Source organism: Amycolatopsis sp. cmx-8-4 (assembly GCF_046548675.1).
Lineage (GTDB): Bacteria > Actinomycetota > Actinomycetes > Mycobacteriales > Pseudonocardiaceae > Amycolatopsis.
The window spans coordinates 21011-46508 of sequence record NZ_JAEBDZ010000037.1 but is presented as its reverse complement, the minus strand read 5'-3'; the positions used below and the strand labels follow the sequence as shown (position 1 = coordinate 46508).

Genomic DNA, 25498 nt, shown 5'->3' with positions numbered 1-25498 from the left:
GATGCGCGTCACCGCGCCCCTCTACGCCCTGTACACCCGGCGCCTGCGCATGCAGCTCACCGGCACGGACCTGCCGGACCACGTCGGGCTGATCATGGACGGCAACCGGCGCTGGGCCCGGCAACAAGGCATGGCCAACCCCAGCCTCGGCCACCAGTACGGCGCCGAGCACGCCGAACGCGTGCTGTCCTGGTGCGAGTCCCTGGGCATCCGCTACGTCACGGTTTTCCTGTGCTCCACGGAAAACCTGACCAACCGCGCCGACGGCGAGGTGGCGTTCCTGATGGACGTCGTCGAACGGCTCGCCACCGACCGGCTGGCCCGGCCGGGCGCACACTGGCAGGTCCACGTGGCCGGCGCGATCGACCTGCTGCCCGCCGGCACGGCACACGCGCTGAAACACGCCGCCGAAGCCACCCGGGACTGCCCGACCGGCGCCCACGTCACCCTGGCGATCGGGTACGGCGGCCGCCAGGAGATCGTCGACGGCCTCCGCGACCTCCTCATCGAGCGCGCGACCTCGGGCAGCACACTCGCCGACGTCGCGGACACCCTGACCGTCGACGACGTCGCCGCCCACCTCTACGCGCCGGAGCACCCGGAACCCGACCTGATCATCCGCACGAGCGGCGAGCAGCGCCTGTCCAACTTCCTGCTCTGGCAAGGCGCCTACGCCGAACTGCACTTCTGCGACGCCTACTGGCCGGCCTTCCACGAGATCGACTTCCTCCGCGCCCTGCGCAACTACGCGGGCCGGCAACGCCGGTTCGGTGCCTGACGCCGGACAGCCGGCGGCGCGGCGCTGTCGTACCGCGGTACTACTCGCCGCGCCGGATTGCCTCCCGCGGTACCACGTCGCGGCTCGATTCTCTTCCTACCGTTGCGAGGGAACGGGCCGGGGCGACCGGTCCGCGGATCCAGGGGATGAACGATGATCGAGGCACACCAGCTGACCAAGCGGTACGGGGAGAAGACGGCGGTCGACCACCTGGACTTCACTGTCCGGCCGGGCACCGTCACCGGGTTCCTGGGGCCCAACGGCGCGGGCAAGTCCACCACGATGCGGATGATCGTCGGACTGGACGCCCCGACCAGCGGCTCGGTCAAGGTCAACGGCCGCCGCTACGCCGAGCACACCTCGCCGCTGCAGGAGGTCGGGGTCCTGCTCGAAGCGAAGTCCGTCCACAGCGGACGTTCGGCGTTCGACCACCTGCTCGCTCAGGCCCAGACCCACGGCATCCCGCGACGGCGGGTCGACGAGGTGATCGAGCTGGCCGGGCTGCAGTCGGTGGCGAAGAAGCGCGCCGGGAGCTTCTCCCTCGGCATGGGCCAGCGGCTCGGGATCGCCGCGGCCCTGCTCGGCGACCCGGCCACGATCATGCTCGACGAGCCGGTCAACGGCCTGGACCCCGAGGGCGTCCTCTGGATCCGCACCCTGCTCAGCGGGCTCGCCGCCGACGGCCGCACCGTGTTCGTCTCCTCGCACCTGATGAGCGAGATGGCGCTGGTCGCGGAGCACCTCATCGTCGTCGGCCGGGGCCGCCTGCTCGCCGACACCACCGTGCACGACCTCATCCGCGACGCCGGCGGCGACACCGTCCAGGTGGCCACCGCGGACCCCGCACGCCTGCGCGAAGTCCTGGCCGGTCCCGGCGTCGAGATCGCGGGCCGCACCGGTTCCGAAGAGCTGCAGGTGAAGGGCCTCTCGGCGCGCGCCATCGGCACCAAGGCCGCCGAACACGGCATCGCCCTGTTCGAGCTGTCCGCCCGGACGGTCTCCCTCGAGGAGGCCTTCATGGACCTGACCCGCGACGCCGTCGAGTACCACGGCGTCACCACCGGCATCGACGCGCTCGGGAGGGCGGCATGACCACCACCTTGACCCCGGAAGCTCCCACCCGCACCACCCGCCCGGTCTACCGGGTCACCGGGCGCCACGTCCTGCGCTCGGAGTGGACGAAACTGTGGTCCCTGCGCTCCACCTGGATCACCCTGGGCCTCGGCCTGGTGTTCCTGGTCGCCTTCGGGCTGATCTCCGCCGCGCGGTACAAGTCGAACATCGGCTCCGGCCAGCCCCTGGACCCGGACTTCGCCGACGCCACCGCGCTGAGCCTGTCGCTCTTCGGTACGAACTTCGCGCAGCTGGCGCTGGGTGTGCTCGGCGTGCTCGTGACCGCCGGCGAGTACTCCACCGGCATGATCCGCTCGACGCTGACCGGGGTCCCGCGCCGGCTGCCGGTGCTGTGGTCCAAGTCGGCCGTGTTCGGCGTCGTCGCGCTGCTCGTCGGCACGGTCGGGGCGTTCCTCGCCTTCGTCTTCGGCAACGCCATCGTGGCCGGGACGCCCGCGGCGATGTCGCTGTCGGACCCGGGCGTGCTGCGCAGCCTGCTGGGCACCGGGCTCTACCTGGGCCTGGTCGGCGTGATCGGGGTGGCGCTCGGCGCGCTCCTGCGCTCGGTCGCCGGTGGCATCTCGGTCCTCGTCGCCGCGCTGATGCTGATCCCGGGCCTGATCTCGCTGCTGCCGAAGTCGTGGCAGGGCGACATCAGCCCGTACCTGCCCAGCGACGCGGGGCAGGCGATGTTCGCGCTGACCCACGACGCCACCACGCTGGCGCCTGCCGCCGGGATGCTGGTCTTCGTCGGCTGGACGGTCCTCGCGCTGGGCGGCGCCGCCTACCGGCTGGCGCGGTCCGACGCCTGACGCCTCACCGCCGGTGCGGCCTTGGTGCCGCGCCGGCGGTTTTCCGCGACGATGAGCAGGTGAGACCCGTGCACGACGACCAAGCCGCGACGCCGTCGTGGACCGGATCCCCGCTGGTCGCGCGCCTGACGGCGTACGGTCAGCGGTTGCGGCGGTGGGACCGGCGCCACCCGTGGGTCCTGGACCTGGCGGTGATCGCCGCGCTGTTCCTGCTGTTCTGCGTGCCGGACCTGGTCCCGGGCACCGACGACGGGCACGGTCCCGAGGAGCTGCTGCTCACGTTCACCCACCTGCCGGCGGCCGGCACGCTGGCGCTGCAGGCCGGGCTGCTCCTGCCGCTCTTCTGGCGGCGCCGGGCCCCCTCCGTCGCGCTGGCCCTGACCGCGGCGGTGTTCGTCGTCCAGTGGTCGCTCGGGGTCTTCCTGCGCGCCGACGTCGCCCTGCTCGTCGCGCTCTACAGCGTCACCCTGCACGCCCGGCTGCGGCACCTGCCCTGGGCGGGTGCCGGGGTGGTCACGCTCCTGCTCCCCGTGGCGGCCCGGGTCTCCCGCGCGGTGTCCTTCTGGGAGGCCCTGTTCTTCCTGCTCACCGCCGTCACCGCGGCCGTCGCGCTCGGGCTGGCCGTCCGGATCCGCCGGGCCCAGCTGGCGAGCCTGCGCGACCGCGCGCGGCAGCTCGAGATCGAGCGGGACCAGCGCAGCAAGCTGGCCGCCGTCACCGAACGCACCCGGATGGCCCGCGAGATGCACGACATCATCGGCCACAACCTGTCCGTCATCATCACCCTGGCCGACGGCGGCGCCTACGCGGCCGACCGCACCCCCGAACGCAGCAAGCAAGCACTCGAGCTGGTCGGCGACACCGGCCGCCAGGCCCTGGGCGAGCTACGGCGCATGCTGGGTGTCCTGCGGGAGAAGACGGACGCACCCGAGCTGACCCCGCAGCCGGGAATCGGCGACGTCGAGGCGTTGTGCACGCGGATCCGCGCCGCCGGACCGGAGATCCTCCTCCGGTCCGCCGGTGAACTGGACACCCTCGATCGCGGGGTACAGCTGATGACCTACCGGATCGTCCAGGAGGCACTCACCAACACGCTCAAGCACGCCGGCCCGCGCACCCGGGCCGACGTCCTGATCGCCGTCGAGGGCCCGGCGCTGCGCATCCGCGTCCAGGACACCGGCCCGCCCGATGCCGCCACACCGCTCGGGCCACCCGCCGAGGAAGGGCACGGGATCGCCGGGATGCGGGAACGCGCGGCCCTGTACGGCGGCACAGTCACCGTCGGCCCCACCGCCGGCGGTGGGTGGGCCGTCGAAGCGGTCCTGGACCTCACCCCGATCCCCGTCTCACCCGGCGGTGCGCTGTGACGACCGTCCTCATCGTCGACGACCAGCCCCTGCAACGGTTCGGCTTCCGGATGCTGCTCGACGCGACGCCGGACACTGACGTCGTCGGCGAAGCCGCGCACGGCGCCGAAGCCGTGCGCCGGACCGCGGAACTGCGGCCCGACGTCGTCCTCATGGACATCCGCATGCCCGGCATGGACGGCATCGAAGCCACCCGGCAGATCCTCGCCACCGGCGGCCGGTCCCGCGTCCTCGTCCTGACCACCTTCGACCTGGACGAGTACGCCCACGCCGCGTTGCGCGCCGGAGCGAGCGGGTTCCTCCTCAAGGACGCCCATCCCGAAGAACTGCTCGCCGGCATCAGGGCGGTCGCGGGCGGCGACGCCGTCATCGCCCCGGCGCTGACCCGGCGGCTCCTCGACACCTACGCCCAGCGGCTCCCGGCCGGCAGCGCCGATCCGCCGTCCCGGACCGATCCCCGCTGGCTGTCCTTGACCGAACGCGAGCAGGAAATCCTGGTGGCCATCGGCAACGGGTGGACCAACGGCGAGATCGCCGAACGCTTGGTGCTGTCGGAATCCACGGTCAAGACCCACGTCGGCCGGGTACTGGCCAAGCTGGGCGCCCGGGACCGCGTCCAGGCTGTGATCTTCGCCTACGACCTCGGGCTCACTCAACCGAACCCGCCGAGCCAGCGCGCGAGGATCGCGGTGCGCGAGTGCGGCGGTAAACACCGTGAACCGCCAGGATTGGCCTAACCAGTCCGCCATCCGCGGCTACGACCGCTGTGCCGATGTGGCGCTCGGCAACGCGCGGCCCCATCACGTTCCGCGTCATCCGCAGCGGCGACCACACGACCCGGCCCTGCCAGTGACCGGCGTCGGAGTGGTCTTGGACCGCCGAAGACAGCTGGGGAAGTGCGAAGTCCACCTCCTTGAGGGGAGCTGACGAGTCGTGGCGGGTAGTCGCGCGCGGACGACGTGAGTGGATTCCGGCAAGCATGGAGCCGTAGCGGGACAAGGTCGCGAAGCCGAAGACCAGGGCGCGGTGAGCCACCTCGTCGAGGTCGGCCGATGCCGCATTTGCGACGCGATGGTCAGAACATGCTGTTGTCGTTCGCGGAACTGGAGGGCACCTCCTGGATGACATCCCAGTGCTCGACGACCTTGCCGTCTTCCAGACGGAAGTAGTCCGCAAGCGCGCGACCGGGCTTGCCCGGCTCCAGAACCAGGTGGGAGTGGGTAACCACCATGTCACCCTCGGCGATCACACGCTTGATGTCCAGCCGCAGGTCCGGGTACTCGCCGCGCAGGTAGCGAACGAAGCCGATGAAGGCCTCCGGGCCGTCCTGCGCGTCGGGGTTGTGCTGGACGTAGCGAGGACCGAAGTGGTCGGCGACCGCCTTCTCCGGGTTGCCTTTGAAGGCGGTCTGGTAGTAGTCCACGACGATGTTCTTGTTCTGCTCCAGGTCGGACATTCTGCTCCATTCGGGTGATGGCAACGCCTGGACAGCACAGCTGCGCGGCCGGCCATCGATGGTGGCTCGCGGGGATCCGGAAGAGCCTCTCGCTGCTCCCGTGATGCCGCCGCCGGTCGATTGACAGAAGCAGTGCACGAAATCCTGTCCTCCCGCAACGGGGCCATCGGCAATGCTTGCTTCGTCTTCTACGCTAAGGATGACGCTTTCGTTTCGGAAGTACCCACTTCAAGGTAAGTTAGGGCGGCGACATGAGAGTGACGACGGAGCCTCGATCGCGGACGTCGGGATTCGACGTCTATGACCGGACGTGTCCGGCACGCTTGGTCTTGGAGCACGTCACCAGCCGCTGGGGCGTACTGGCGCTGAGTGCGCTAAGCGAGCGCACCTACCGCTTCAGCGAGCTGCGCAAGCGGATCGACGGGGTCAGCGAGAAGATGCTCGCCCAGACGCTGCGGACTCTGGAGCGGGACGGATTCGTCCACCGCGAGGCGTACCCACAGGTTCCGCCTCGCGTGGAGTACAGCTTGACCCCGCGGGGCCACGAGGCGGCCGAACTGGTCACCGGCCTCGTCACCTGGGTCGAGGACCGGATGCCGGCTATCCTCGAGCAGCACCAGTTGCACGACGCGTCCAGCTCCCGCGGCACCACCGCGTAGGAACAGCTCAGCGGCCACTACCGTGAAGCACCCGCGATGTCCGCTTCCCATCTGAAGCGTGTCCTGTGAGTTGTCGGAGCATCGCCGCGCGAGGCACCGGTGATCTGGCAGTTGCGTTCGAGGAAGGTCTTGAGCCGGCTGAGGTCGGCCCACAACCGCCGGTTCAGGACGCCGGGCGTGTCGGACGGCTTCTCCGTGAACCCGTCCGGGGCAGAGCCGAGGGCCACCTGAATGGTCACCCGGATCTCGTTCTCGGTCAGCCGCGCTCGAACGTCACCGCACCGGTGTGCGCCCCCGGGCAGACCCGCGAGCTGAGTGCTGCTCGCAGGTCACCCGGCCACGGTGACCGGCCGACGCACATCGACAGTGGGGTGCCAGACGGCCCAGTCCATGCCAGTCATTTCTATCCTCGTCAACGGCGCCGACAGCATGGGCCGGCAAGGCGACCCCTTCGCCCTGTGGTCACGCGCTACCCAGGGTTCGTCAATCTTTCACACTGCCCGCGGCCAGCCCATTGCGCCAGAAGCGTTGCAGAGCAAGGAAAGCGAGGACGAGCGGAATGATGGACAGCAGGGAACCGGTGACGACGATGCTTTTCAGGCCCGGATCGCGGGTGAGCTGGGTGTTCAGCGTGTACAGCCCGAGCGTGACCGGATACAGCCGATCGCTGGTCAGCATGATCAGCGGCAGGAGGAAGTTGTTCCAGATGGCCACGAACTGGAACAGGAACACGGTCACCAGCGCGGGCGCCATCAACCGCAGCGAGATGGTGAAGAACACTCGCAAGTCGCTCGCGCCGTCGATGCGACCGGCCTCGAGCAGCTCGTCGGGCACCGAAGCGGCGGCGTAGACCCGGGCCAGGTAGACCCCGAACGGGCTGATCATGCTGGGCAGCAGCACCGACCAGATGCTGTTGGTGAGGCCCACTCCGGCGAGCATGAGAAACAGCGGCACGGCCAGCGCGGTCGGTGGGACGAGGACGCCGGCGAGGATGGTGGAGAAGGTCGCGTTGCGGCCGCGGAAGGTGAACTTCGCCAGTGCGTAGCCCGCCATCGCCGACAACAGAGTGGCGGCCGCGGCGCCGACAATCGAATACAGGGCGCTGTTGGCCAGCCAGCGCAGGTAGACACCGTCGCCGTAGCTGAGAGTCCGGTCCAGGTTGCGGCCGAGCTGGTTGTCGGAGAACCAGAGCCCGAACGTCGAGGACAGGTCCGCGGCCGATTTGGTGGACGACACGACCAGCCAGAAGACCGGCAGCAGGAAGTAGGCGCCGGCGACGAACATCGCCGCGGTGGGCACCACGGACAGTCGTGCCTCGCGACTGCGGCGGGACACTGTGGACACCGATCTGGTCATAAGGCGGCTCGATTGCGCGTGATGCGGAAGAAGACGACGGACAGCACGCCGATCACGATCGTGACGATGACGCTCATGGCCGCACCGAGACCGTAGTTCTGCGCGGAGATCTGCGCGTAGGCCGCCATGGACGGCGTGTACGTCGACGACACCGCCGTGGACACCCCGGCCATGACCTGGGGTTCGGTGAACAGCTGGAACGTGCCGATGATCGAGAACACCGCAGTCAGCACGAGCGAAGGCGCGATGATCGGCACTTTGATCCGCCACGCGATCGCCCAGCCGGACGCGCCGTCGAGCCGCGCCGCCTCGTATAACTGCGGCGGGATGGCCTGCAGCGACGAATAGAGGATCAGCATGTTGTAGCCGGTGAACGCCCACGTGACGATGTTGGCGATCGAGTACAGGATGACATTGCCGGACAACAGGTCCGGCTGCACCCCGAACGGTGCCAGGACCTGGTTGATCGGCGACAGGTTGGGGGCGTAGAAGAAGCCCCACATGACCGCGGCGATCACTCCTGGTACGGCGTAGGGCAGGAAGAACGCGAGCCGGAAGAACCGGCGGAACCGGACGACAGCGGAGTCGAGAGCGAGCGCCAAGACGAGCGCGAGCCCGAGCATGATCGGGATCTGGATCACGCCGAACAGCAGCACCCGGCCCAGCGAGCCGGTGAACCCGTTGTCTCCCAGTGCGGCGGTGTAGTTGCCGAGGCCGGCGAAGACCTCGCTCGCCCGTCCGTAGGTCGAGGCGCGGGTCACCGTGGTGAAGCTCTTCACCACGGCCACGATGACCGGGATCAGGTAGAAGAGCACGAACCCGATCAGGAACGGGGCCAGCAGCAGCCACGCCGTGCGGGAGGCGCGGTACCCCCGCCGGGCACCCTGGTGGGGTGCCCGGCGGGTATCCGTCCGATCGGTGTCGAGACGGATCGGAGTCACGGCGGTCATCAGCGGATCCCTTAGTTCGACGCCACGGGGATGGATTGGCGTTTCAGGTCCGTGACGGTTGCCGCCCCCGCGTCGGTGAGGGCCTTCGTGAGCGTGCCGTTGCCCGCCAGAGCGGCGCCGAAGCCGTCACGCACGTGCGCGTAGGTCTGCTCCATGGACGGCCCCCAAGTGAAGTCCTGGCTGACTCCCTTGCCTGCTTCGCGGAAGACGGCGTCGACGTCCTGCCCGCCGAAGAAGGTGGTGTTCGCCGGCGATGCGTGCGCAGTGGCCTGGGCTCCGGTCGTCGCCGGGTAGATGCCGCCCTCGGTCTGCAGAATGGCGAGGGCCTTCGGATCGGTGTTGAGCCACAACGCGAACTGCGCGGCTTCGGCCGGGTGCTTCGATCCGGCGAGGACCGCCGTTGTCGACCCGCCCCAGTTGCCCGAGCGCCGCTCGCCCTTGGTCCACTGCGGTAGCGGCGCGACGGCCCACTTCCCCGCGGTGGAAGGCGCGGCCGTCGCGATGGTGCCGACGCCCCACACCGCACCGGTCCAGGTGGCGACCTGTCCGGAGTCCAGGGCCTTGTTCCAGGATTCGGAGAAGCCCTGCAGGTTCGACACCAGCCCTTGGCTCACCAGGTTCTGCCAGTAGTCGGCGACCTTGGCCGAGGCCGGGTCGGTCAGGCTGACCTTCCACTGCTGGTTGTCCTGGGCGAACCAGTGCCCCCCGGCCTGCCAGACGAGCCCGGCGAACCAGTTGACGTCCTTCTGCGGGAAGTGGGTGATCGTCAACGCGGGATCGGCGGCATGCAGCGTCTTGGCGGCCTGGGCGTACTCGTCCCAAGTGGTCGGCACCGGGATCTTGTACTTGTCGAAGAGGTCCTTGCGGTAGAACAGGGCCATCGGGCCGGTGTCCTGCGGGATCGCGAAGACACCGTCGCCACCGACCGAGGCCTGCGTCCACGTCCAGTCGACGAACTTCGACTTGGCGTCCGCCACGCCGGGGCAGCCGGCGATGTCGCGCAGGCCCTGCTGCACCCGGAACCCGGGCAGGGAATCGAACTCGATCTGGCCGAGATCCGGAGCCTGATTCGCTTTCAACGCCGTGAACATCTTGTTGTACGTGCCCTGGTTGCCCTGCGGGGTCACCTCGACGGTGACGTGGATGTCGGGGTGCCCGGCGTTCCAGGCGGCGACGGCCTTGTCGATGCCCGGCACCCACGACCAGAACGACAGTTCCACCTTGCCGCCGGCCGGCGCGCAGGACGCCCCGGCGTCGGCGGTGGCGTCGCCACCGCCGCTGGAGCAGGCGGCCACGGTCAGGCCGATCGCGGCGGCCAGCGCGGCGATCCGCAGCCGGCGTGGACGGGACGGGGTGCTGGGGTGGGGAGTACGCCTCATTGCGTCTGTCCTTCGTGTGGTTCGGTTCGGTGGAGCCGCTCAGCCGAGATCGGGGGTGTCGGTCAGCAGGATGCGGGGGCTGAGCACGTGGTGGAGTTCGAGCACGCGGAATGCGTTGCTCCCGCGGCGCAACAGCGGACCGGGCAGGTAGAGGGTGTGCTGCGGGCCGCGGTCCCAGTAGCGACCGAGGTTGAAGCCGTTGACCCAGACCAGGCCCTTGCTGAAGCCGGGCAGGCTGACGAAGGTGTCTCCGACCTCGTCCAGGAGCAGTTCGCCGGTCAGCAACACGGGGCCCGCGATGTCGTGCTCCGCCGGCTTTGCCGTGGCGAAGTCGACCGTGTCCACGTTGTCCAGCGGCAGTGGCCGCATGGTGATCTCGCCGTCGACGGGTGCGCCGTCGAGCAGGATGTCGCCGAGAACGCCCTTGGCGTCGGCGAGTTCGGGGCCGTAGTTGATCCGGCCGAGGTTCTCCACGAGCACGGTGACCGTGGTACTGGGCCGGGCGACCCGCAGCACCATGCTCGTCACGCCGCTCTCGCGCTCGAGCACGCCGCGTTCAACTCCGTCTGTGAAGACCTGAGCGCGGTCGCGGACACCGGGGATGGACAGAACGTAGGTGCGGGCGCGGGCGATGTCGAAGCTGTAGGCGGTGAAGCCGAAGTTCTGCCCCAGCTGCTCCATGGTCATCGGCTTGGACGCGGTGTGCGTGACCGACAGCGCGTCCAGGGCATCGAGCAGTGGCACCATACGGAGCAGGTCGACCGCGTGTCCGCCGATCCGGGCCGCCGGCGCGGGTGGCTCGATCCGCGGCAGCGTCGTGTACCGGCTCAGGACTTCACGGTAGGCCTCGAACTTCTTCGTCGGCGTCCCGTGCTCGGACAGCGGCGCGTCGTAGTCGTAGGAGGTGATCGTCGGCTGGTAGTGCTCGAAGTGATTGGCGCCGTTGGTGAAGCCGAAGTTGGTGCCGCCGCAGAACATGTAGAAGTTGACCGACGCGCCGGCCGCGAGCATCCGGTCCAGTACTGCCGCGGTGTCCTGCGGATCGCGGGTGTGGTGCTCTTCGCCCCAGTGGTCGAACCAGCCGTTCCAGAACTCCATGCACATCTTCGGCCGGCCGGACTGGTGCGCGGCCAGGGTGTCCCAGGCCCGCTCCGGCTCGGACCCGAAGTTCATCGTCCGCCAGAGCCCGGGCAGGCCACCGGCGGCGACCATGGCGTCATCGTCCTGGTCGCTGGTCAGCAGCGGCACGCGAATCCCGTGCTCGTGGATGGTGTCGACCAGCCAGGTCAGGTAGCCGGCGTCGCCACCGAAGGCCTTGGCGTGGGCCCCGTATTCGTTCTCTACCTGCATCGCGATGATCGGGCCACCCTGGTCGTGTTGCAGCTGCGCGACTCTCGGCAGGAGTTCGCGGAACCAGCTATCGACCTGGGCGAGATACGCGGGCTCGCTGCTGCGCAGGCGCATCCCGTCCGCGCGTAGCAGCCAGGCCGGTAGCCCGCCGAAGTCGAATTCGGCGCACACGTAGGGCCCGGGGCGGAGGATGACGTGCAGGTCTTCGTCCTGGGCGGCGCGCAGGAACGCGGCGAGGTCCAGCATGCCGTTGAACCCGAATTCGCCGGGTTGTGGTTCGTGCAGGTTCCACGGGACGTAGGTTTCGATGGTGTTGAGGCCCATGTAGCGGGCCCAGCGCAGGCGGGGGCGCCACTGCTCGGGCACGATCCGGAAGTAGTTGATGCTTCCGGACAGCACACGGGTAGGCGTCCCGTCGATGAGGACGCCGGACTCCCCGATCGTCACCGAACCTGCCATAGGCACCTCTCCACGCCGGCCGGGAACGTTCCCGGGAATGTTCCCGGGAAGTATGAGCCGCGGGTTCTGGCGCGTCAAGACGCGCTTCGGATCTCGCGAATGAAGGTGATCTACGCAGTCGCGCGCGGAATCAGGGTCACGGGCAGGACCAGGCGTTGCGGCTCCTGCGCGAGCAGTGTCTTCACCAGCATCTGGCCGTGGACGTACTTGTCGATGCGCACCGTCGTCAGCGGTGGATCGAGGTAAGCGGACATCTCCAGGTCGTCGAACCCGACGATCGCGCAGTCGGCGGCGACCCGCCGGCCGAGTGCGGCCACGGCCTGGACGGCGCCGACACCCATCAGGTCGTTGAACGCGAAGACCCCCGTGACCTGCGGGTACGCGCTGAGCAGCGCGGTCGCGGCCGCGGTTCCGCCCTCGATGCTCGGCGGACCCTGGACGACGCGCTCCGAGAGGTCCCCCAGGCCGAAGTCACGACACGCCGCCAGGAACGAGGTCCGCCGCTCGTCCACCGCGACCCCGACGGAACTGTCGAGCATGCCGAGCTCGGTGTGTCCGCGCTGGACGAGGTGTGCGACCGCGGCCCGGGTGCCGGCGGCGAAGTCGTTGCTGACCGACATCATGTCCGGGTCGGTGAGCAGCCGGTCGGCGACGACCAGCGGGACGACGGCGGCATACCCGGCTAGCGCCGCCTCGGACGTGCCGTAGAAGAACCCGACCACCCCGCGGGCCGACCTGGACAGCACGTCTTCGAGAGCGGCGCGCTCTCGTACCGGCTCGGCATCCGTGTTGTAGAGCACCACGCTGCAGCCCGACGCCTCGGCTTGGTCGTAAACGCCCCGCGCCACGGCCGGATAGAACGGGTTGGCGATGTCGGACACGACGAGCCCGATCACGTCCGACCGCTGCATGCGCATGCCCTTGGCCATCGCGTTGGGCCGATAACCCAGCCGTGCCGCGGCCTCAAGCACGCGCTGCCTGGTCTCCGGCGCGATCTCGGCCTGGTCGTTGAGCGCGCGCGACACCGTCTGCCGTCCCACGCCCGCCTCACGAGCGACGTCCTCGATCGTCGCTCGCTTGGGGCGTGCAGGCTGCCGTCCAGAGCTTGTCACCACCAGACACTCTCCTCTCTCAGGCTGAGAGTAGAGCGGTGGCCCACGAGCGGTTGCGCGGCACGGTCGGTCGTCGCCGGCGACCGTTCAGGACCAGGCGATCTCACCGGTTCGGTCGACGAAACGTCCGGAGCCCGCACCGGGCTCCTCCATGGCCAGAGCGACGATCGCGTCCGTGCCTTCGGTGACGGTCTGAGGTCCGCTGTTGCCGTTGAGGTCGGTCGCGGTGTATCCGGGGTCGGCGGCGTTGATGCGGATGTCCGGGAAAGCCTTGGCGTAGTGGGTGGTCAGCATCGTCAGAGCCGCCTTCGAGGCGGTGTAGAGCGGTGCGACCACCGAAGACTCCGCCCTCGACGGGTCGTGGGTATAGGCGAGCGACCCCATTCCGCTGCTGACGTTGACGATGACCGGGTCCGGTGATCGGCGCAGCAGCGGCGGGAACGCCGTGGTTGTCCGGACCACACCGGCCAGGTTGACGTCGAAGACATCGAAGACATCGGCACCGGTCAAGGTGGCGGGATCGCCGGGCGGCCCGGCAATCCCGGCGTTGTTGACAGAACATCGATCGAGCCCTCGTGCTCGGCGACGTCAGCAGCGGCGGCGGCGACGGACCCGTCGTCGGTCACGTCGATGCGGACGAACCGCGCGCCGAGCGCCGCGGCGACCTGCGCGCCCTGATCGGGGTTGCGTGCTCCGATGAGCACGGTGTGGCCGAGTTCGACGAGACGGCGGGCGGTCTCGCGGCCAAGCCCCTTGTTCGCTCCGGTGATGAATGTAGTCGTCATGTGGCTATTGTTCGGCTGGCCGCGGCGCCCCGCCAGAGGACGTTCCGCAGGCAGGAGCAGTAAAACCACCATCGACGTCGCGTCGGCGACCGGGACGCGGAAAGGGTCCACAACCACACCACCCAGGGCCGGACTGGGCGCGAGGATCCGCACCTGACGAGAGCGGCTGTTCCCCTTCGACCGCGGCGCCGCCGTTGGGCGAAACGCGTCGCGCGAGCGGGCCACGACGCCCTCGGGCACGTGTCGCGTTCCTGGTGCACTTTGCGGGTGACCGCCGTCGGACGGGACCACCCATACCGGCTGGCCGATCTCACGCCACCGGCAGCGCGCTCGGGAGAACGACACTACGGGCGACCGGCAAGCCAGGGTCGAGGCAGAGGCGGCACCGGGGAAGCCCGGCCGGCGCGATCCACTTCGCTACGACCGCTACCGAAGCGGAATGTCGCGAGGCACGCGGCAGCGGATGCGATGCTGACAGGGTGCCTCAACGAGTCAGCTCCACCTCAGGACACGGCGGCAATCCGGAACTGCGGCGCGCCGCGATGCAGCGCCTCATCTCCGAGGCCGGGTTCATGCGCGTCGACGCCTTGGCCGACGAGTTCGGCGTCAGCATCATGACCGTTCACCGCGACCTCGACACGCTCACCGAGCGCGGGTTCCTGCACAAGGTCCGTGGCGGCGCCACCAGCGCGCCGACCGTGACGTTCCACGGAGACCTGCAGCACCGGATGCAAGCCGAAGCAGCCGCGAAGAAGGCGATGGCCGCCGAGGTCGTCGCCTCCGAGGTCCAGCCCGGCCAGGTCATCGCACTCGACGACAGCACAACCGCCCTGGCCGTCGCCCGGCTGCTGCCCGAACGAGCCCCGCTGACCGTGGTGACCCACTTCCTTCCGGTGATCCGCGCTCTCGCCGGCCAGGTCGACATCGAACTCATCGGGCTCGGCGGCCGCTACATCGCGGCCTACGACTCGTTTCTCGGCCAGGCGACCGCCGTCGCGGCCGCCGACCTGAGTACCGACCTGCTGATCATGTCGACGACAGCGGTGACCGACGGAACCTGCTTCATCCAGTCCCAGGACACAGTCATCACCCGGCGCGCCCTGATCGCCGCGTCGTCGCGGACCGTCGCCTTGATCGATCACACCAAGTTCGGGCGCCGGGCCCTGCACCGTCTGGTGGACCTGCCGACGATCGACCGCGTCATCGTCGACGACGAGACGCCCTCGAACGTCCTCACCGACCTCCGCAGGCGAGGCGTCACCGTCGACGCTGCAGCGGCAAGCGATGGTACGTGATGTTAAGTTAACGGTTACTCAGGATCGTTGATCTGAAGCTTATCGCCGCCCCTAACAGGTATTATCACGATAAGTAGCCGTCGGTTATCAATCCACAATGTTAGAAGTTGCTAAGTCGAGGCGGGTACGCGTGTAATACGGGTCACTCACGCACCGAGGCGTGACGTGCATCCCGAGGAGCACCCCATGGCTGCCAGTGGTCGCGCGAATCGTCCCGTCGCCGTCTGTCTCGACGCGGGGACCACGGTCATCAAGGCCGTCGTGTTCGACGAGGACGGCCGCGAGCTCCTCGTCGTCAACCGCGGCACGACGGTCTCGCACCCCAGCCCCGAGCGCGCGGAACAGGACATGGACGCGGTCTGGGAGGCCGCGACCTCCGCGGTCCGGGAGGCGACGCGTCGCGTCGACCGTCCGGTGGAGTTCCTCGCGCTGACCGCCCAGGGAGACGGCGCCTGGCTGGTCGACCGGCATCACCGTCCACTGCGACCGGCGGTCCTCTGGAACGACGGACGGGCCGCCGGCATCGTCGAGGACTGGCGGGCGCGCGCTGTCCTCGACGAGGCGTTCCGCATCAACGCCTCCTTGACCAACGCGGGCCTGCCCAACGCCATCCTGCGCGCCCTGATCGTCGAAGAGCCGGACACAACGAGCCGTGCCGCTTCCGTGCTGACGTGCGGGAGCTGGTTGTTCCTCCGGCTGACCGGAGTCCTGGGCATGGACACCTCCGACGCTTCGGCCCCCTGGCTGGATCTCCGACGCACCCAGCCCAGCGACGCGCTGCTCGAGCTGTACGGGCTCACCGCGCAGCGGCACCTCGTGCCGCCCGTGCTCGGCGCCGCCGACCGGGTACAGAAGCTGTCTGCCGAGGCGAGCACACAGCTCGAGCTACCGGCAGGGCTTCCGATCGTCCTCGCTCCCTACGACATCGCGTCCACGGCGATCGGGGTCGGCGCAACCGAGCCCGGCCAGGCGGCCTGCGTTCTGGGCACGACTCTCTGCACGGAGGTCATGATCGACAACGCCGACACCACAGGGGAACCGGCGGGCCTGACGCTCGTCCTCGACTCACCGGACTCACCGGACTCACCGGACTCACCGGACGTGCTCCTGCGGGCCTTCCCGACGCTGGCCGGCTGCGGAGTCATCGACTGGCTGGCCGACCTGCTCGGCCTGCCCGATCCAGCCGCGGTCACCGCGCGCGCCGCGCAGGCTCGCCCCGGTGCCGACGGCCTGCGAATCCTGCCTTACCTGTCCCCGGCGGGCGAGCGGGCACCCTTTCTCGACTTCACCGCCAGCGGCCTGATCACCGGCATGCGTTTCGGACACCGGGCCGAGCACTTCGCACGTGCGGTCCTCGAAGGACTCGCCCACGTGATCCGCGACTGCCTGGACGCCGGCCCCACCCGGCCCACGCGGTTGCGGCTCTGCGGCGGTGGTGCCGCCAGCTCCCTGTGGTGCCAGGTCATCGCCGATATCACCGGGATCCCCACGATCGTCACCACCGACAGCCAGGTCGGCGCCAAAGGCGCCTACGTACACGCATCGACGCTCCTGGGCCGATACCAGGATCTCACCGCCGCCGCGGCCGCACTGGTCCGGACAAGACAGCAGTTCGACCCGGAACCGGAGCTGGCGACCTTCCACGACAGCGAACACGCGGAATTCCTGCACACCCGCGAACTGGTGGCCACCCGCTGGCCGCGCTGGCACCCAAGCGCGAACCGAGCACTCCCCCCGAACCCGGCGCCGACCGAGGAAGCGGGACTCCGTGCCTGATCCCACCGACAGCGGTGTCGTCTGGATCGGCCTCGACCTCGGCACCCAGAGCTGCCGGGCCGTGGCGGTCGACGACCAAGGCGCCACCATCGCCCGCGCGGCACAGCCACTGCACGGCCACCGTGACGGCAACCGCCACGAGCAGAACCCGCACGACTGGTGGACCGCCACCGTCGATGTGCTCGCCACGGTGACCGCGGCGACCGGCGCACGACCGGTCGGCGGCATCGCGGTGTGCGCGACCTCGGGAACGGTGCTGCTCACCGACCCCGACGGAACGCCCCGCACACCCGGGCTGATGTATGACGACGCCCGTGCGGGCACCCTGGCCGGCGAAGCGCAAAGCGCCGGAGCCGACCTCTGGCAGAAACTGGGCTACCGGATCCAACCGGCCTGGGCCCTGCCCAAACTCCTGTGGTGGCGCGACCACGACCTGCTCACGCCCGACGCTCGCGTGGCCCACCAGCCGGACGTGGTGGCCGCGGCACTCACCGGCCACCCGGTCGCATCCGACTCCAGCCACGCGCTCAAAACTGGCTATGACCAGCTCGACCGATGCTGGCCGCCGGAGGTCCTCGACCGCCTTCGGCTGGACCCGGCCGTGTTGCCCCCAGTCGTCCCGCCGGGCACCACGCTCGGGGTGGTGTGCGCCGACGCGGCCGAACGAACCGGCCTGCCCGCCGGCACGCCCGTCGTGGCCGGGATGACCGACGGCTGCGCCGCGCAGCTCGGCGCCGGGGCGCTGGCCCCCGGGGAATGGAACTCGGTCCTCGGCACCACCTTGGCGCTCAAGGGCGTCAGCACCGCGTTGCTGCACGACCCGACCGGAGCCGTGTACTCCCACCGCGCACCCTACGGAGACCTGTGGCTGCCCGGTGGGGCCTCCAGCAGCGGCGCCGGCGCCGTGCGAGCCCTGTTCCCCGACGCCGACCTCGACGCCCTGACCAGAACCGCGGCCGGCGTCTCCGACGTCCCGTTGTGCTACCCACTGACCGGCCACGGGGAACGCTTCCCGTTCGTCGCGCCCCACGCCCGCGGCTTCCTCGGCGACACGGGACTCGACCGGCCCGGCTCCGGCACCGCGCGGGTCTTCGCCGCCGTGTGCACCGGCGTCGCCCACGTCGAACGGTTGTGTTTCGACGTGCTGCGCGGCGCCGGCGCCGACGTCACCGGACCGGTCAGTTTCACCGGCGGCGGGTCGCGCAACTCCTGGTGGAACCAGCTGCGCTGCGACCTGCTCGGGGTCCCGGTCCGGCTGCCCGCCGATCCGGAGCCGGCGCGCGGGATGGCCGTGCTGGCCGCAGGGGCCGCCGACGGCGACATCCCGGCTGCGGCCCGCCGGCTGGTCCGCGTGCGCGACACGCTCGAGCCCGACTCAGACCGCGCAGAGGCCCTGGCGCCGGGTTACGACGCCTTCGTCACCGCACTCGCCGACCGTGCGTGGCTGGATACCGAGGTCGCGACACAAGCCAAGCTGCGCAACCGAACTCGCTTCGCCGCCCGTTGAACAACCCCGGGAAGGAAATCGTCATGGCAGAACCTGTCCCCATTCTCCTCGCCGGCGACCACTTCGTCCTCAACCGCCTGCTCGCTGACGCACTTCTGGCCGGAGCCGTTCGTGCGGCCTGGGACGCGCGTGAACTCGAGCTACCGTGGCCGCACGAGCCGTTCCGCGCGATCGCCGAAGTCGACGAGGCGTCCGGCTCGGAAGACGCCCTCATCGACGCCCTGCAGGGCGTTCGGGTGTGCCTGACTCAGATGGCGCCCCTGACCCGCCGGGTCCTGGAGTCTTGTCCCGACCTGAAGCTGTTCGCCGTCAGCCGCGGTGGCCCGGTGAACGCCAACCTGGAAGCCGCGACCCAGCACGGCGTCACCGTCACCTACGCCCCCGGACGCAACGCGGTGTCCACCGCCGAGCACACCCTGGGGCTGATGCTCACGGCGATGCGCCGCGTTTCCGACAGTCATCACGGAGTGCTTCAGGGGCTGTGGAAGAGCGATCTTTACGCCTACGACGCGACTGGACTGCAGATCCACGGCAACACGGTAGGTCTGGTCGGCGCCGGCGCGGTCGGCAGCCATCTCGCCGCCGTTCTGGTCGCCATGGGCGCGACCGTCCTCGTCCACGACCCCTTCGTCGATCCCGCCACCCTGCCACCCGGCGTCGTGGTGACGCCACTGCCGGAGTTGCTCGCCCGCTCACAGGTCGTGTCGCTGCATGCTCGGTTGACCCCCGAGACCCGCGGACTGATCGGCGCCGCGGAACTGGCCCTGATGCCGGGAGGTTCGGTCCTCGTCAACTGTGCCCGCGGCGGGCTGCTGGACTACACCGCGCTGGCGGCCGCTCTTCGTGAGGGGCACTTGTTCGCCGCGGGCTTGGACGTCTACGACATCGAACCGCTGCCGGCCGAGCACCCCATCCGCGACGCACCCCACGTCGTGCTCACTCCCCATCTCGCCGGAGCGACCAAAGACGTCGCCCAGCGCGCCGCCGCCATGGTCGCCAATGAAGCGACCCGATGGCTGCGCGGCGCGGAGCCCGCGCACTGCGCGAACCCCGAAGTCCTGGAAAACCGCCCGACCACAACCGATCCCCACTGAAGCGGAGTCCACCATGAACACACCCGGCAAGCTGGCCCTCCTCGGCCTCACCGTCACCCTGGCCTGTGTCACGAGCGCCTGCGCCGACACCACCGGCGCCACCGGCAGCTCCGGCGCCGCCGGGAACGCCGCCCAGGCCAAAGTCGCGTTCTTGATGCCCGACATCGCCTCGACCCGGTACGAACTGGCCGACCACCCGCTGTTCGAGGCCAAGGTCAAGCAGCTCTGCTCAGGCTGCTCGGTCATCTACGCCAACGCGAACGCCGACGCCTCCCAGCAGCAACAGCAGGCCAACTCCGCTCTGGCACAGGGCGCCAAGGTGATCGTGCTCGACCCGGTCGACTCCACCGCGGCCGCGACCATCGTCAACACCGCCCACGCCCAGGGCGCGGCAGTGATCGCCTACGACCGGCCGATCCCCACCATGCCACCGGACTACTACATCTCCTTCGACAACGAAAAGATCGGCGCCAAGATCGCCCAGTCGCTGGTCGACCACCTCAAGCAGACCGGCGCCCAAGGCGGCATCCTCGAGGTCAACGGCTCCCCCACAGACGCCGCCGCCGGGCTGATCAAAAAGGGCATCCACAGCGCCCTCGACACCAGCGGCATCCGGTTGCTCGCCGAATACGACACCCCCGACTGGCAGCCGGCCAAAGCCCAGGAATGGGTCAGCGGCCAGATCACCCGGTTCGGCGGGCAGATCTCCGGCGTGGTCGCCGCCAACGACGGCACCGGCGGCGGCGCGATCGCCGCGTTCAAGGCCGCGGGCGTCGTCCCGGTTCCCCCGGTTACCGGCAACGACGCCGAGCTCGCCGCCGCCCAGCGGATCGTGAGCGGCGACCAGTACAACACCATCTCCAAACCGATCAAGATCGTCGCCGAAGCCGCCGCCGACGTCGCGATCCAGTTCGCCCAGGGCAAGAAGCCGGCCGGCAAGACCACACTGTTCAACACTCCCACCCAGTTGTTCGACCCGACCGTGGTCACGACCGGCAACCTGAAGCAAGCCTTGGTGAGCAGCAACGAACTGAAAGCCGGCGCCATCTGTACCCCGCAGTACGCCGCCGCGTGCGCCCGCGCCGGCATCGCCTGACCAACCGGGAACAGCGAGGACACAATGCCATCCCCCTCCCCCAGCACCAGAGGTTCCGACCAGCCGATCCTGTCACTGGCCGGCATCAGCAAGAACTTCGCCGCGGTCGCCGCGCTGACCGACGTACACCTCGACGTCGCGGCCGGACAGGTCATGGCCATCGTCGGTGACAACGGTGCCGGAAAGTCCACCCTGGTCAAGGTTCTCTCCGGCGTCCACCGCGCGGACGCCGGCTCCATCACCTTCGGCGGCGAGCAGGCACGCATTACCAGCCCGGCGGATGCGCACCGGCTGGGCATCGCGACGGTGTTCCAGGACCTGGCGCTGTGCGAGAACCTCAATGTCGTCGAAAACCTGTTCCTCGGCCGGGAACTACGCCGCTCCCGCCTCGACGAGACAACGATGGAGACCCGGTCCTGGGATCTGCTCAGACAGCTCTCGGCCAAGATCCCCAGCGTGCGCGTCCCGGTCGCGGCCCTGTCCGGCGGGCAACGGCAGACGGTGGCGATCGCCCGATCGCTGCTGGGCGACCCCAAGATCATCGTCCTGGACGAGCCGACCGCCGCCCTGGGCGTCGCCCAGACCGCCGAAGTGCTCAACCTCATCGAAACCCTCCGTGAGCGCGGCCTGGGCGTGATCATGGTCAGCCACAACATGGACGACGTCCGCGCCGTCGCCGACCGCATCGCGGTCCTGCGCCTCGGCCGCAACAACGGCGTGTTCGACACCGCGACGACCTCGTCCGAACGGATCATCGCCGCGATCACGGGCGCGACCGACAACGCCGTGACCCGCCGCACGGCCCGCACCACCGCCGCGGCCAGCACGAGAGGAACCGACCAGGATGACTGACGTCAGCACGCCCACCCCAGCCGGGCGCACCGAAATCGACCGCACCGACGAGCGGCTGCGCAACGACACCGGCGTCCGCGGTGCCCTCGCCGCCTTCACCGACCAGGTGCGATCCGGAGACCTCGGCGTCCTTCCCATCGTCGTCGGTCTGGTGATCATCTGGACGGTGTTCCAGGCCTTGAACCCGATCTTCCTGTCGAGCGCGAACCTCGGCAACCTCGCCGTCGAATGCGTCTCGGTCGGCGTCATCGCCCTCGGCGTGGTCTGCGTCCTGCTCGTCGGCCAGATCGACCTGTCCGTCGGCTCGGTCAGCGGCTTGGCCGCGGCGGTCACCGCGGTGACCTTCGTCAACCACGGCTGGCCGAGCTGGTTGGCTGTCGTGGCCGCGCTCGGCGCCGGCACCGTGATCGGCTGGGTGTACGCGCAGCTGTTCACCCGGTTCGGCGTGCCGAGCTTCGTCGGCACGCTCGCCGGCTTGCTCGGCTTCCTCGGCCTGCAGCTGTACCTGCTCGGCAGCAAGGGCGCGATCAACCTGCCGTTCGACTCGCAACTGGTGTTCTTCGCACAGCTGGCTTTCGTGCCGGCCTGGTTGTCCTACATCCTGGTCGTGCTCGCCGCCGGCGCGATGTTCGCCACGGGATACTCCCTGGCCCGCGAACGCCGCGCGGCGGGGTTGTCCGCACGATCGACGTCGCTGCTGGCGTTGCGCAGCGTCGTCGCACTCGCGGGCCTCGGCTTCGCGGCGTGGTACCTCAACCAGAGCCGCGGCATCGGCTGGATGTTCGTCGCCTTCGTCGGCCTGGTCCTGGTCTTCCACTACTTGCTGACCCGCACCGGATGGGGTCGCTCGGTCTACGCCGTCGGCGGCAACGCCGAAGCCGCCCGTCGCACCGGAATCAACGTCACCAGGGTCTACACCTCGGTCTTCCTGCTCTGCTCCACCCTGGCCGCCCTCGGTGGCGTGCTCGCCGCCGCACGACTGGCCGCCGCGAACCAGGCCAGCGGCGCCGGAGACGTCAACCTCAACGCGATCGCCGCCGCCGTCATCGGCGGCGCCAGCCTCTTCGGCGGCCGAGGCAAGGCATCCGCGGCGCTGCTGGGCATCATCGTCATCCAATCCATCTCCAGCGGCCTGACCCTGCTCAACCTCGATTCCTCGTTCCGGTTCATGGTCACCGGAGCCGTCCTCGCCCTCGCAGTGTCCCTCGATTCGCTGGCCCGCAAGTCCCGCAGGTCCCACGGAGCCGCCTGAGCCGATGGACACGCCGGCGGGAACATCAACGGGAGGGAACCCCAGATGACGGACGTCGTGCTCGTACGCCACGGCCAATCGGTGTGGCACGCGGACAACCGGTACGCCGGCCGCAGCGACATCGCCTTGAGTGAAACAGGCCGGCAGCAGGCCACACACCTGGCTCGGTGGTCGGCGACGGCGGGGCTGTCGGCGTGTTTCAGCTCGCCGTTGCAACGAGCACGCGAGACGCTCGCTCCGGTGTGCGAAGCCACCGGGCTCCCGGCCAGAGTGGACGACCGGCTCCGCGAACTCGACTTCGGTGACGGCGAAGGACGGACCGCCGGGGAGATGACGAAGTTGTTCGGGGACACGTGGACAGCGTTCACGCAGGACCCGGTCGGCCACCACCTGCCCGGCGGCGAGGACCCGGTGACGGCGATCGAGCGGGTACTGGCCGTCCTCGACGACGTCTCCGGCGAATTCCCCCACGGCCGGGTCCTGGTCGTCACCCACTCGACGCTGATCCGGCTGCTGCTCTGTGAGCTCCTGGGCATCTACCACGCCGACTACCGCCGGGTGTTCCCCGAGATGCGCAGTGTCGGACTGACCGAAATCAGACTCACCGGCAACACCGGAGTACTCCTACAATTCAACGGCGACCCGGCGCGCGAGGTGAACTCGTGACGAAGCCGCCCGCTCGCCGTCGTCGTCACTCGAACTGCGGCGTCTGGCTGCCAGCGAGCCAGAGGTGCGGCGGCGGAGACACCAGCGATATCCCGACGCGCACGTGCGAGTTACACGACTCCGCCGACATCGGTCCTATGAGGACTTTGGACCGGTGACGACGTGCCGGAACACTTTGCGCTGCCGGTGAAGTCACCCAACTGCACGCCGCGCGAGTTCCGCAGCGCCACCTTCGCGCGGCCCGCCGTCGGTCGCGCCGCCGCCGGCACGCTGACGGCGAGCTTCAGGGCCAGTTTCTTGTTCAGGGTGACACGCACGTCCTCGACCTCGAACCCATGGCACACCTGAGATACAAGCCTGGCTCGCCAAGAACCCGAATGTGCGGTTCCATTTCACCCCCGTCGGGTCGTCCTGGCTCAATCAGATCGAGATCTGGTTCGGCATCATCACCCGCCAATCCATCCGGCGGGGCACCTTCAGCTCCGTGAAGATCCTCACCGCCCAGATCCGCAGCTACATCGCCCACTGGAACACCAATGCCACATCCTTCATCTGGACCGCCACCGCCGGGGACATCCTCGCCAAGGTCTGCCTCGTCCAGGCCAACATCAAGAAACTCGTCGACAACAACTCCAAGTAAAGACACCAGAATCACGAGACACTAGCCGGTTCCGGACACCCTTTTCAGGCCTGGAGGCGGGCATCGTACTGCCAGACCAGGCCGGCGAAACGCCGAATAGCCTGGTCATACGGATGCCGCCACCACGGCAGGGTGCCGGGCGGCGGTGAGCTGGGTCCGGTCTGTGCGAAGAAGGGCGCCGGCAGCTGGGGATCCGCCGGCGCCCTTCTTCGCGTCGAACGCGGGGCGTCTACGAGACGGCCAGGTCCGACGCGGCCGCGTCCTTCTCCGTCTCGGCCTGGCCCGCGGCGCCGGTGCGCAGCATGACCGCCGCGAACACCAGTCCCACGAACACGAAGCCGGCCGCGATCAGGAACGCGATGTGGTAGCCGCCGAGCAGCGAGTCCGTCTCCGAGGCACCCGAGGCGGTCAGGCCGCTCGTCCGCGCGCTGACGAACGCGCTCAGCACGGTCAGGCCGATCGCGCCGCCGATCTGCTGCGTCGTGTTGAACAGCCCCGAAGCGACGCCCGACTCGTTCGCCGGGACCGCCGACATGCCGAGGCCCATCATCGCCGGTGCCGCCAGGCCGAACCCGACGCCCATCACCAACGTCGCCGGCAGGAAGTCGACGACGTAGGTGCCCTTCGCCCGGGCGAAGGACAGCAGGACGAACGCGACGATGATGAGCACCAGGCCGGTGAACAGCATCGACCGCTGGCCGAACTTCATGATGAGCCGCGTCGAGAGGCCGAGCGAGATCGCCGCGATCACCACCGCGATCGGCACGAACCCCAGACCGGCCTGCAGCGACGTGTAACCCAGCACCCGCTGGACGTACAGCGTGCCGAAGTACAGCAGACCGAACATGCCGGCGATCATCAGGAACTGCACGATGTTGGCCGCCGTCAGCGGGCGCGATCGGAAGATCTTCAGCGGCAGCAACGGCTGGGCAGCGGTGGCCTCGCGGACCACGAACCCGACCAGCAGCAGGATCGCCACCGGGCCCAGGACGAGCGTCTGCGTGGAACCCCAGCCCGCCTGCTCGGCGTTGACGATCGTGAACACGAACAGCATCAGCCCTGCGGTCACCAGCAGCGCGCCCAGGAAGTCCGCGCCCTTGCTGAGGCCGAGACCGCGGTCCTTCGGGACGACCCGCGACGCCACCAGTACGACGACCGCGCCGATCGGGGCGTTGATGAAGAAGATCCAGTTCCAGCTGACCAGGTCGGTAAGCACGCCGCCGAGCAGCGGGCCGATCGCGCCGCCGCCCGCCGAGGCGAAGCTGTAGGCCGCGATGGCCTGCGCCTGCTTGCGGCGCTCGGTGAACGTGGTCGCGACCATGCCGAGGACGCACGCGGACGCGATCGCGCCGCCCACCCCCTGCACGAAGCGAAACACGATCAGCGTGAACTCGTTGCCGGCGAAGCCGCACAACAGCGACGCCGCGCTGAACAGCGTGATCCCGGTGATGAACACGCTCTTACGGCTGATCAGGTCACCCAGCCGGCCGGCCAGCATCAGCAGCCCGCCGAACGGGATCACGTAGGCGTTGACGACCCAGACCAGGTTCTCGGGAGAGAACCCGAGACTTCTCTGCACGGTCGGTAGGGCGACGTTGACGATGTTCTGGTCGATGACGATCATCATCTGGCCGGCACAGAGCACGATGAGTGACAGCCAGAGCGATCGGCTCGGTTGCTGGGCAGGCTGGCCCATGAGACAGGTCCCCTCCATTGGTGCATCGTTTGTTACAGCCGCCATTGT

24 protein-coding genes and 1 pseudogene are annotated in these 25498 nt (G+C 69.2%); 15 read left to right on the top strand and 10 right to left on the bottom strand.

Going from position 1 to position 25498, the window contains the following annotated elements:
* Position 1 precedes the first annotated feature (1 nt).
* From uppS to ACLJQZ_RS42480, 5 genes are all read left to right on the top strand, one after another.
* Entirely contained in the window at positions 2-778 is a 777-nt protein-coding gene (gene uppS / locus ACLJQZ_RS42500) for a polyprenyl diphosphate synthase (protein ID WP_410626721.1), read from the top strand.
* A gap of 153 nt (positions 779-931) precedes the next feature.
* Entirely contained in the window at positions 932-1870 is a 939-nt protein-coding gene (locus ACLJQZ_RS42495) for an ABC transporter ATP-binding protein (protein WP_410626720.1), read from the top strand.
* Complete coding sequence (locus tag ACLJQZ_RS42490; RefSeq protein ID WP_410626718.1) at positions 1867-2703, top strand: ABC transporter permease; 837 nt, start codon at positions 1867-1869, stop codon at positions 2701-2703. The genes ACLJQZ_RS42495 and ACLJQZ_RS42490 overlap by 4 nt, the downstream gene beginning before the upstream one ends.
* A 68-nt stretch (positions 2704-2771) precedes the next feature.
* A complete protein-coding gene (locus ACLJQZ_RS42485; protein ID WP_410626717.1) occupies positions 2772-4070 on the top strand; it encodes a sensor histidine kinase in 1299 nt (432 codons plus the stop codon).
* The gene (locus ACLJQZ_RS42480) at positions 4067-4807 is read left to right on the top strand and encodes a response regulator (RefSeq protein WP_410626715.1); all 741 of its coding nucleotides are present in this window, start codon (positions 4067-4069) and stop codon (positions 4805-4807) included. The genes ACLJQZ_RS42485 and ACLJQZ_RS42480 overlap by 4 nt, the downstream gene beginning before the upstream one ends.
* 338 nt (positions 4808-5145) lie before the next feature.
* On the opposite strand, the gene ACLJQZ_RS42475 is transcribed toward ACLJQZ_RS42480, so the two are convergent.
* Positions 5146-5526, bottom strand: a complete 381-nt coding sequence (locus ACLJQZ_RS42475) for an ester cyclase (RefSeq protein ID WP_410626714.1) — start codon at positions 5524-5526, stop codon at positions 5146-5148.
* Positions 5527-5777: 251 nt separating this feature from the next.
* Here ACLJQZ_RS42475 and ACLJQZ_RS42470 point away from each other — a divergent pair, with 251 nt between their 5' ends.
* The gene (locus ACLJQZ_RS42470; protein ID WP_410626713.1) at positions 5778-6185 is read left to right on the top strand and encodes a winged helix-turn-helix transcriptional regulator; all 408 of its coding nucleotides are present in this window, start codon (positions 5778-5780) and stop codon (positions 6183-6185) included.
* Positions 6186-6202: 17 nt separating this feature from the next.
* On the opposite strand, the gene ACLJQZ_RS42465 is transcribed toward ACLJQZ_RS42470, so the two are convergent.
* The 7 genes and pseudogenes from ACLJQZ_RS42465 to ACLJQZ_RS42435 all read right to left on the bottom strand — a co-directional run bounded on the left by ACLJQZ_RS42465 (position 6203) and on the right by ACLJQZ_RS42435 (position 13576).
* Positions 6203-6424 (bottom strand): hypothetical protein, encoded by a 222-nt coding sequence (locus tag ACLJQZ_RS42465; RefSeq protein ID WP_410626711.1) that lies wholly within the window; start codon positions 6422-6424, stop codon positions 6203-6205.
* A 244-nt stretch (positions 6425-6668) separates the two neighbouring features.
* On the bottom strand, positions 6669-7484 hold the full coding sequence (locus tag ACLJQZ_RS42460) for a carbohydrate ABC transporter permease (RefSeq protein WP_410626774.1): 816 nt from the start codon (positions 7482-7484) through the stop codon (positions 6669-6671).
* A 53-nt stretch (positions 7485-7537) separates the two neighbouring features.
* Positions 7538-8491, bottom strand: a complete 954-nt coding sequence (locus ACLJQZ_RS42455) for a carbohydrate ABC transporter permease (RefSeq protein ID WP_410626710.1) — start codon at positions 8489-8491, stop codon at positions 7538-7540.
* Between the two features lie 11 nt (positions 8492-8502).
* Entirely contained in the window at positions 8503-9870 is a 1368-nt protein-coding gene (locus tag ACLJQZ_RS42450) for an ABC transporter substrate-binding protein (protein WP_410626709.1), read from the bottom strand.
* Positions 9871-9909: 39 nt separating this feature from the next.
* Complete coding sequence (locus tag ACLJQZ_RS42445; protein ID WP_410626708.1) at positions 9910-11667, bottom strand: glycoside hydrolase family 35 protein; 1758 nt, start codon at positions 11665-11667, stop codon at positions 9910-9912.
* Between the two features lie 122 nt (positions 11668-11789).
* Positions 11790-12791, bottom strand: coding sequence for a LacI family DNA-binding transcriptional regulator (locus ACLJQZ_RS42440; RefSeq protein ID WP_410626707.1), 1002 nt, complete (start codon positions 12789-12791; stop codon positions 11790-11792).
* 87 nt (positions 12792-12878) lie between these two features.
* Positions 12879-13576, bottom strand: a pseudogene (locus ACLJQZ_RS42435) (SDR family NAD(P)-dependent oxidoreductase).
* Positions 13577-14055: 479 nt separating this feature from the next.
* Here ACLJQZ_RS42435 and ACLJQZ_RS42430 point away from each other — a divergent pair.
* The 8 genes from ACLJQZ_RS42430 to ACLJQZ_RS42395 all read left to right on the top strand — a co-directional run bounded on the left by ACLJQZ_RS42430 (position 14056) and on the right by ACLJQZ_RS42395 (position 23114).
* Complete coding sequence (locus ACLJQZ_RS42430; protein WP_410626706.1) at positions 14056-14871, top strand: DeoR/GlpR family DNA-binding transcription regulator; 816 nt, start codon at positions 14056-14058, stop codon at positions 14869-14871.
* Positions 14872-15057: 186 nt separating this feature from the next.
* Positions 15058-16647 (top strand): FGGY family carbohydrate kinase, encoded by a 1590-nt coding sequence (locus ACLJQZ_RS42425; RefSeq protein WP_410626705.1) that lies wholly within the window; start codon positions 15058-15060, stop codon positions 16645-16647.
* A complete protein-coding gene (locus tag ACLJQZ_RS42420; protein ID WP_410626703.1) occupies positions 16640-18154 on the top strand; it encodes an FGGY-family carbohydrate kinase in 1515 nt (504 codons plus the stop codon). The genes ACLJQZ_RS42425 and ACLJQZ_RS42420 overlap by 8 nt, the downstream gene beginning before the upstream one ends.
* Positions 18155-18177: 23 nt before the next feature.
* Positions 18178-19248: a 2-hydroxyacid dehydrogenase gene (locus tag ACLJQZ_RS42415; RefSeq protein WP_410626773.1), complete on the top strand. Its 1071-nt coding sequence runs from the start codon at positions 18178-18180 to the stop codon at positions 19246-19248.
* A 13-nt stretch (positions 19249-19261) separates the two neighbouring features.
* A complete protein-coding gene (locus ACLJQZ_RS42410) occupies positions 19262-20344 on the top strand; it encodes a substrate-binding domain-containing protein (protein ID WP_410626701.1) in 1083 nt (360 codons plus the stop codon).
* A 24-nt stretch (positions 20345-20368) separates the two neighbouring features.
* On the top strand, positions 20369-21196 hold the full coding sequence (locus ACLJQZ_RS42405; RefSeq protein WP_410626699.1) for an ATP-binding cassette domain-containing protein: 828 nt from the start codon (positions 20369-20371) through the stop codon (positions 21194-21196).
* The gene (locus tag ACLJQZ_RS42400; protein WP_410626698.1) at positions 21189-22448 is read left to right on the top strand and encodes a sugar ABC transporter permease; all 1260 of its coding nucleotides are present in this window, start codon (positions 21189-21191) and stop codon (positions 22446-22448) included. The genes ACLJQZ_RS42405 and ACLJQZ_RS42400 overlap by 8 nt, the downstream gene beginning before the upstream one ends.
* A 45-nt stretch (positions 22449-22493) precedes the next feature.
* Positions 22494-23114: a histidine phosphatase family protein gene (locus ACLJQZ_RS42395; RefSeq protein ID WP_410626696.1), complete on the top strand. Its 621-nt coding sequence runs from the start codon at positions 22494-22496 to the stop codon at positions 23112-23114.
* A 110-nt stretch (positions 23115-23224) separates the two neighbouring features.
* Here ACLJQZ_RS42395 and ACLJQZ_RS42390 read toward each other — a convergent pair whose 3' ends face one another.
* On the bottom strand, positions 23225-23431 hold the full coding sequence (locus tag ACLJQZ_RS42390) for a hypothetical protein (RefSeq protein WP_410626694.1): 207 nt from the start codon (positions 23429-23431) through the stop codon (positions 23225-23227).
* A gap of 62 nt (positions 23432-23493) precedes the next feature.
* On the opposite strand from ACLJQZ_RS42390, the gene ACLJQZ_RS42385 reads away from it, so the two are divergent.
* Positions 23494-23754, top strand: coding sequence for a hypothetical protein (locus ACLJQZ_RS42385; RefSeq protein ID WP_410626692.1), 261 nt, complete (start codon positions 23494-23496; stop codon positions 23752-23754).
* Positions 23755-23983: 229 nt separating this feature from the next.
* Here the strand turns inward: ACLJQZ_RS42385 and ACLJQZ_RS42380 are convergent, their stop codons facing one another.
* The gene (locus tag ACLJQZ_RS42380) at positions 23984-25450 is read right to left on the bottom strand and encodes an MFS transporter (protein WP_410626691.1); all 1467 of its coding nucleotides are present in this window, start codon (positions 25448-25450) and stop codon (positions 23984-23986) included.
* Between the last annotated feature and the right edge of the window lie 48 nt (positions 25451-25498).

Excerpts from the sequence above, each read along its gene's own strand:
- ACLJQZ_RS42450 (WP_410626709.1), bottom strand. The coding sequence starts at position 9,870 with ATGAGGCGTACTCCCCACCCCAGCACCCCGTCCCGTCCACGCCGGCTG.
- ACLJQZ_RS42495 (WP_410626720.1), top strand. The coding sequence starts at position 932 with ATGATCGAGGCACACCAGCTGACCAAGCGGTACGGGGAGAAGACGGCG.
- ACLJQZ_RS42410 (WP_410626701.1), top strand. The coding sequence starts at position 19,262 with ATGAACACACCCGGCAAGCTGGCCCTCCTCGGCCTCACCGTCACCCTG.
- ACLJQZ_RS42405 (WP_410626699.1), top strand. The coding sequence starts at position 20,369 with ATGCCATCCCCCTCCCCCAGCACCAGAGGTTCCGACCAGCCGATCCTG.
- ACLJQZ_RS42415 (WP_410626773.1), top strand. The coding sequence starts at position 18,178 with ATGGCAGAACCTGTCCCCATTCTCCTCGCCGGCGACCACTTCGTCCTC.
- ACLJQZ_RS42395 (WP_410626696.1), top strand. The coding sequence starts at position 22,494 with ATGACGGACGTCGTGCTCGTACGCCACGGCCAATCGGTGTGGCACGCG.
- ACLJQZ_RS42425 (WP_410626705.1), top strand. The coding sequence starts at position 15,058 with ATGGCTGCCAGTGGTCGCGCGAATCGTCCCGTCGCCGTCTGTCTCGAC.
- ACLJQZ_RS42400 (WP_410626698.1), top strand. The coding sequence starts at position 21,189 with ATGACTGACGTCAGCACGCCCACCCCAGCCGGGCGCACCGAAATCGAC.
- ACLJQZ_RS42380 (WP_410626691.1), bottom strand. The coding sequence starts at position 25,450 with ATGGGCCAGCCTGCCCAGCAACCGAGCCGATCGCTCTGGCTGTCACTC.
- ACLJQZ_RS42475 (WP_410626714.1), bottom strand. The coding sequence starts at position 5,526 with ATGTCCGACCTGGAGCAGAACAAGAACATCGTCGTGGACTACTACCAG.
- ACLJQZ_RS42490 (WP_410626718.1), top strand. The coding sequence starts at position 1,867 with ATGACCACCACCTTGACCCCGGAAGCTCCCACCCGCACCACCCGCCCG.
- ACLJQZ_RS42455 (WP_410626710.1), bottom strand. The coding sequence starts at position 8,491 with ATGACCGCCGTGACTCCGATCCGTCTCGACACCGATCGGACGGATACC.
- uppS (WP_410626721.1), top strand. The coding sequence starts at position 2 with ATGCGCGTCACCGCGCCCCTCTACGCCCTGTACACCCGGCGCCTGCGC.
- ACLJQZ_RS42470 (WP_410626713.1), top strand. The coding sequence starts at position 5,778 with ATGAGAGTGACGACGGAGCCTCGATCGCGGACGTCGGGATTCGACGTC.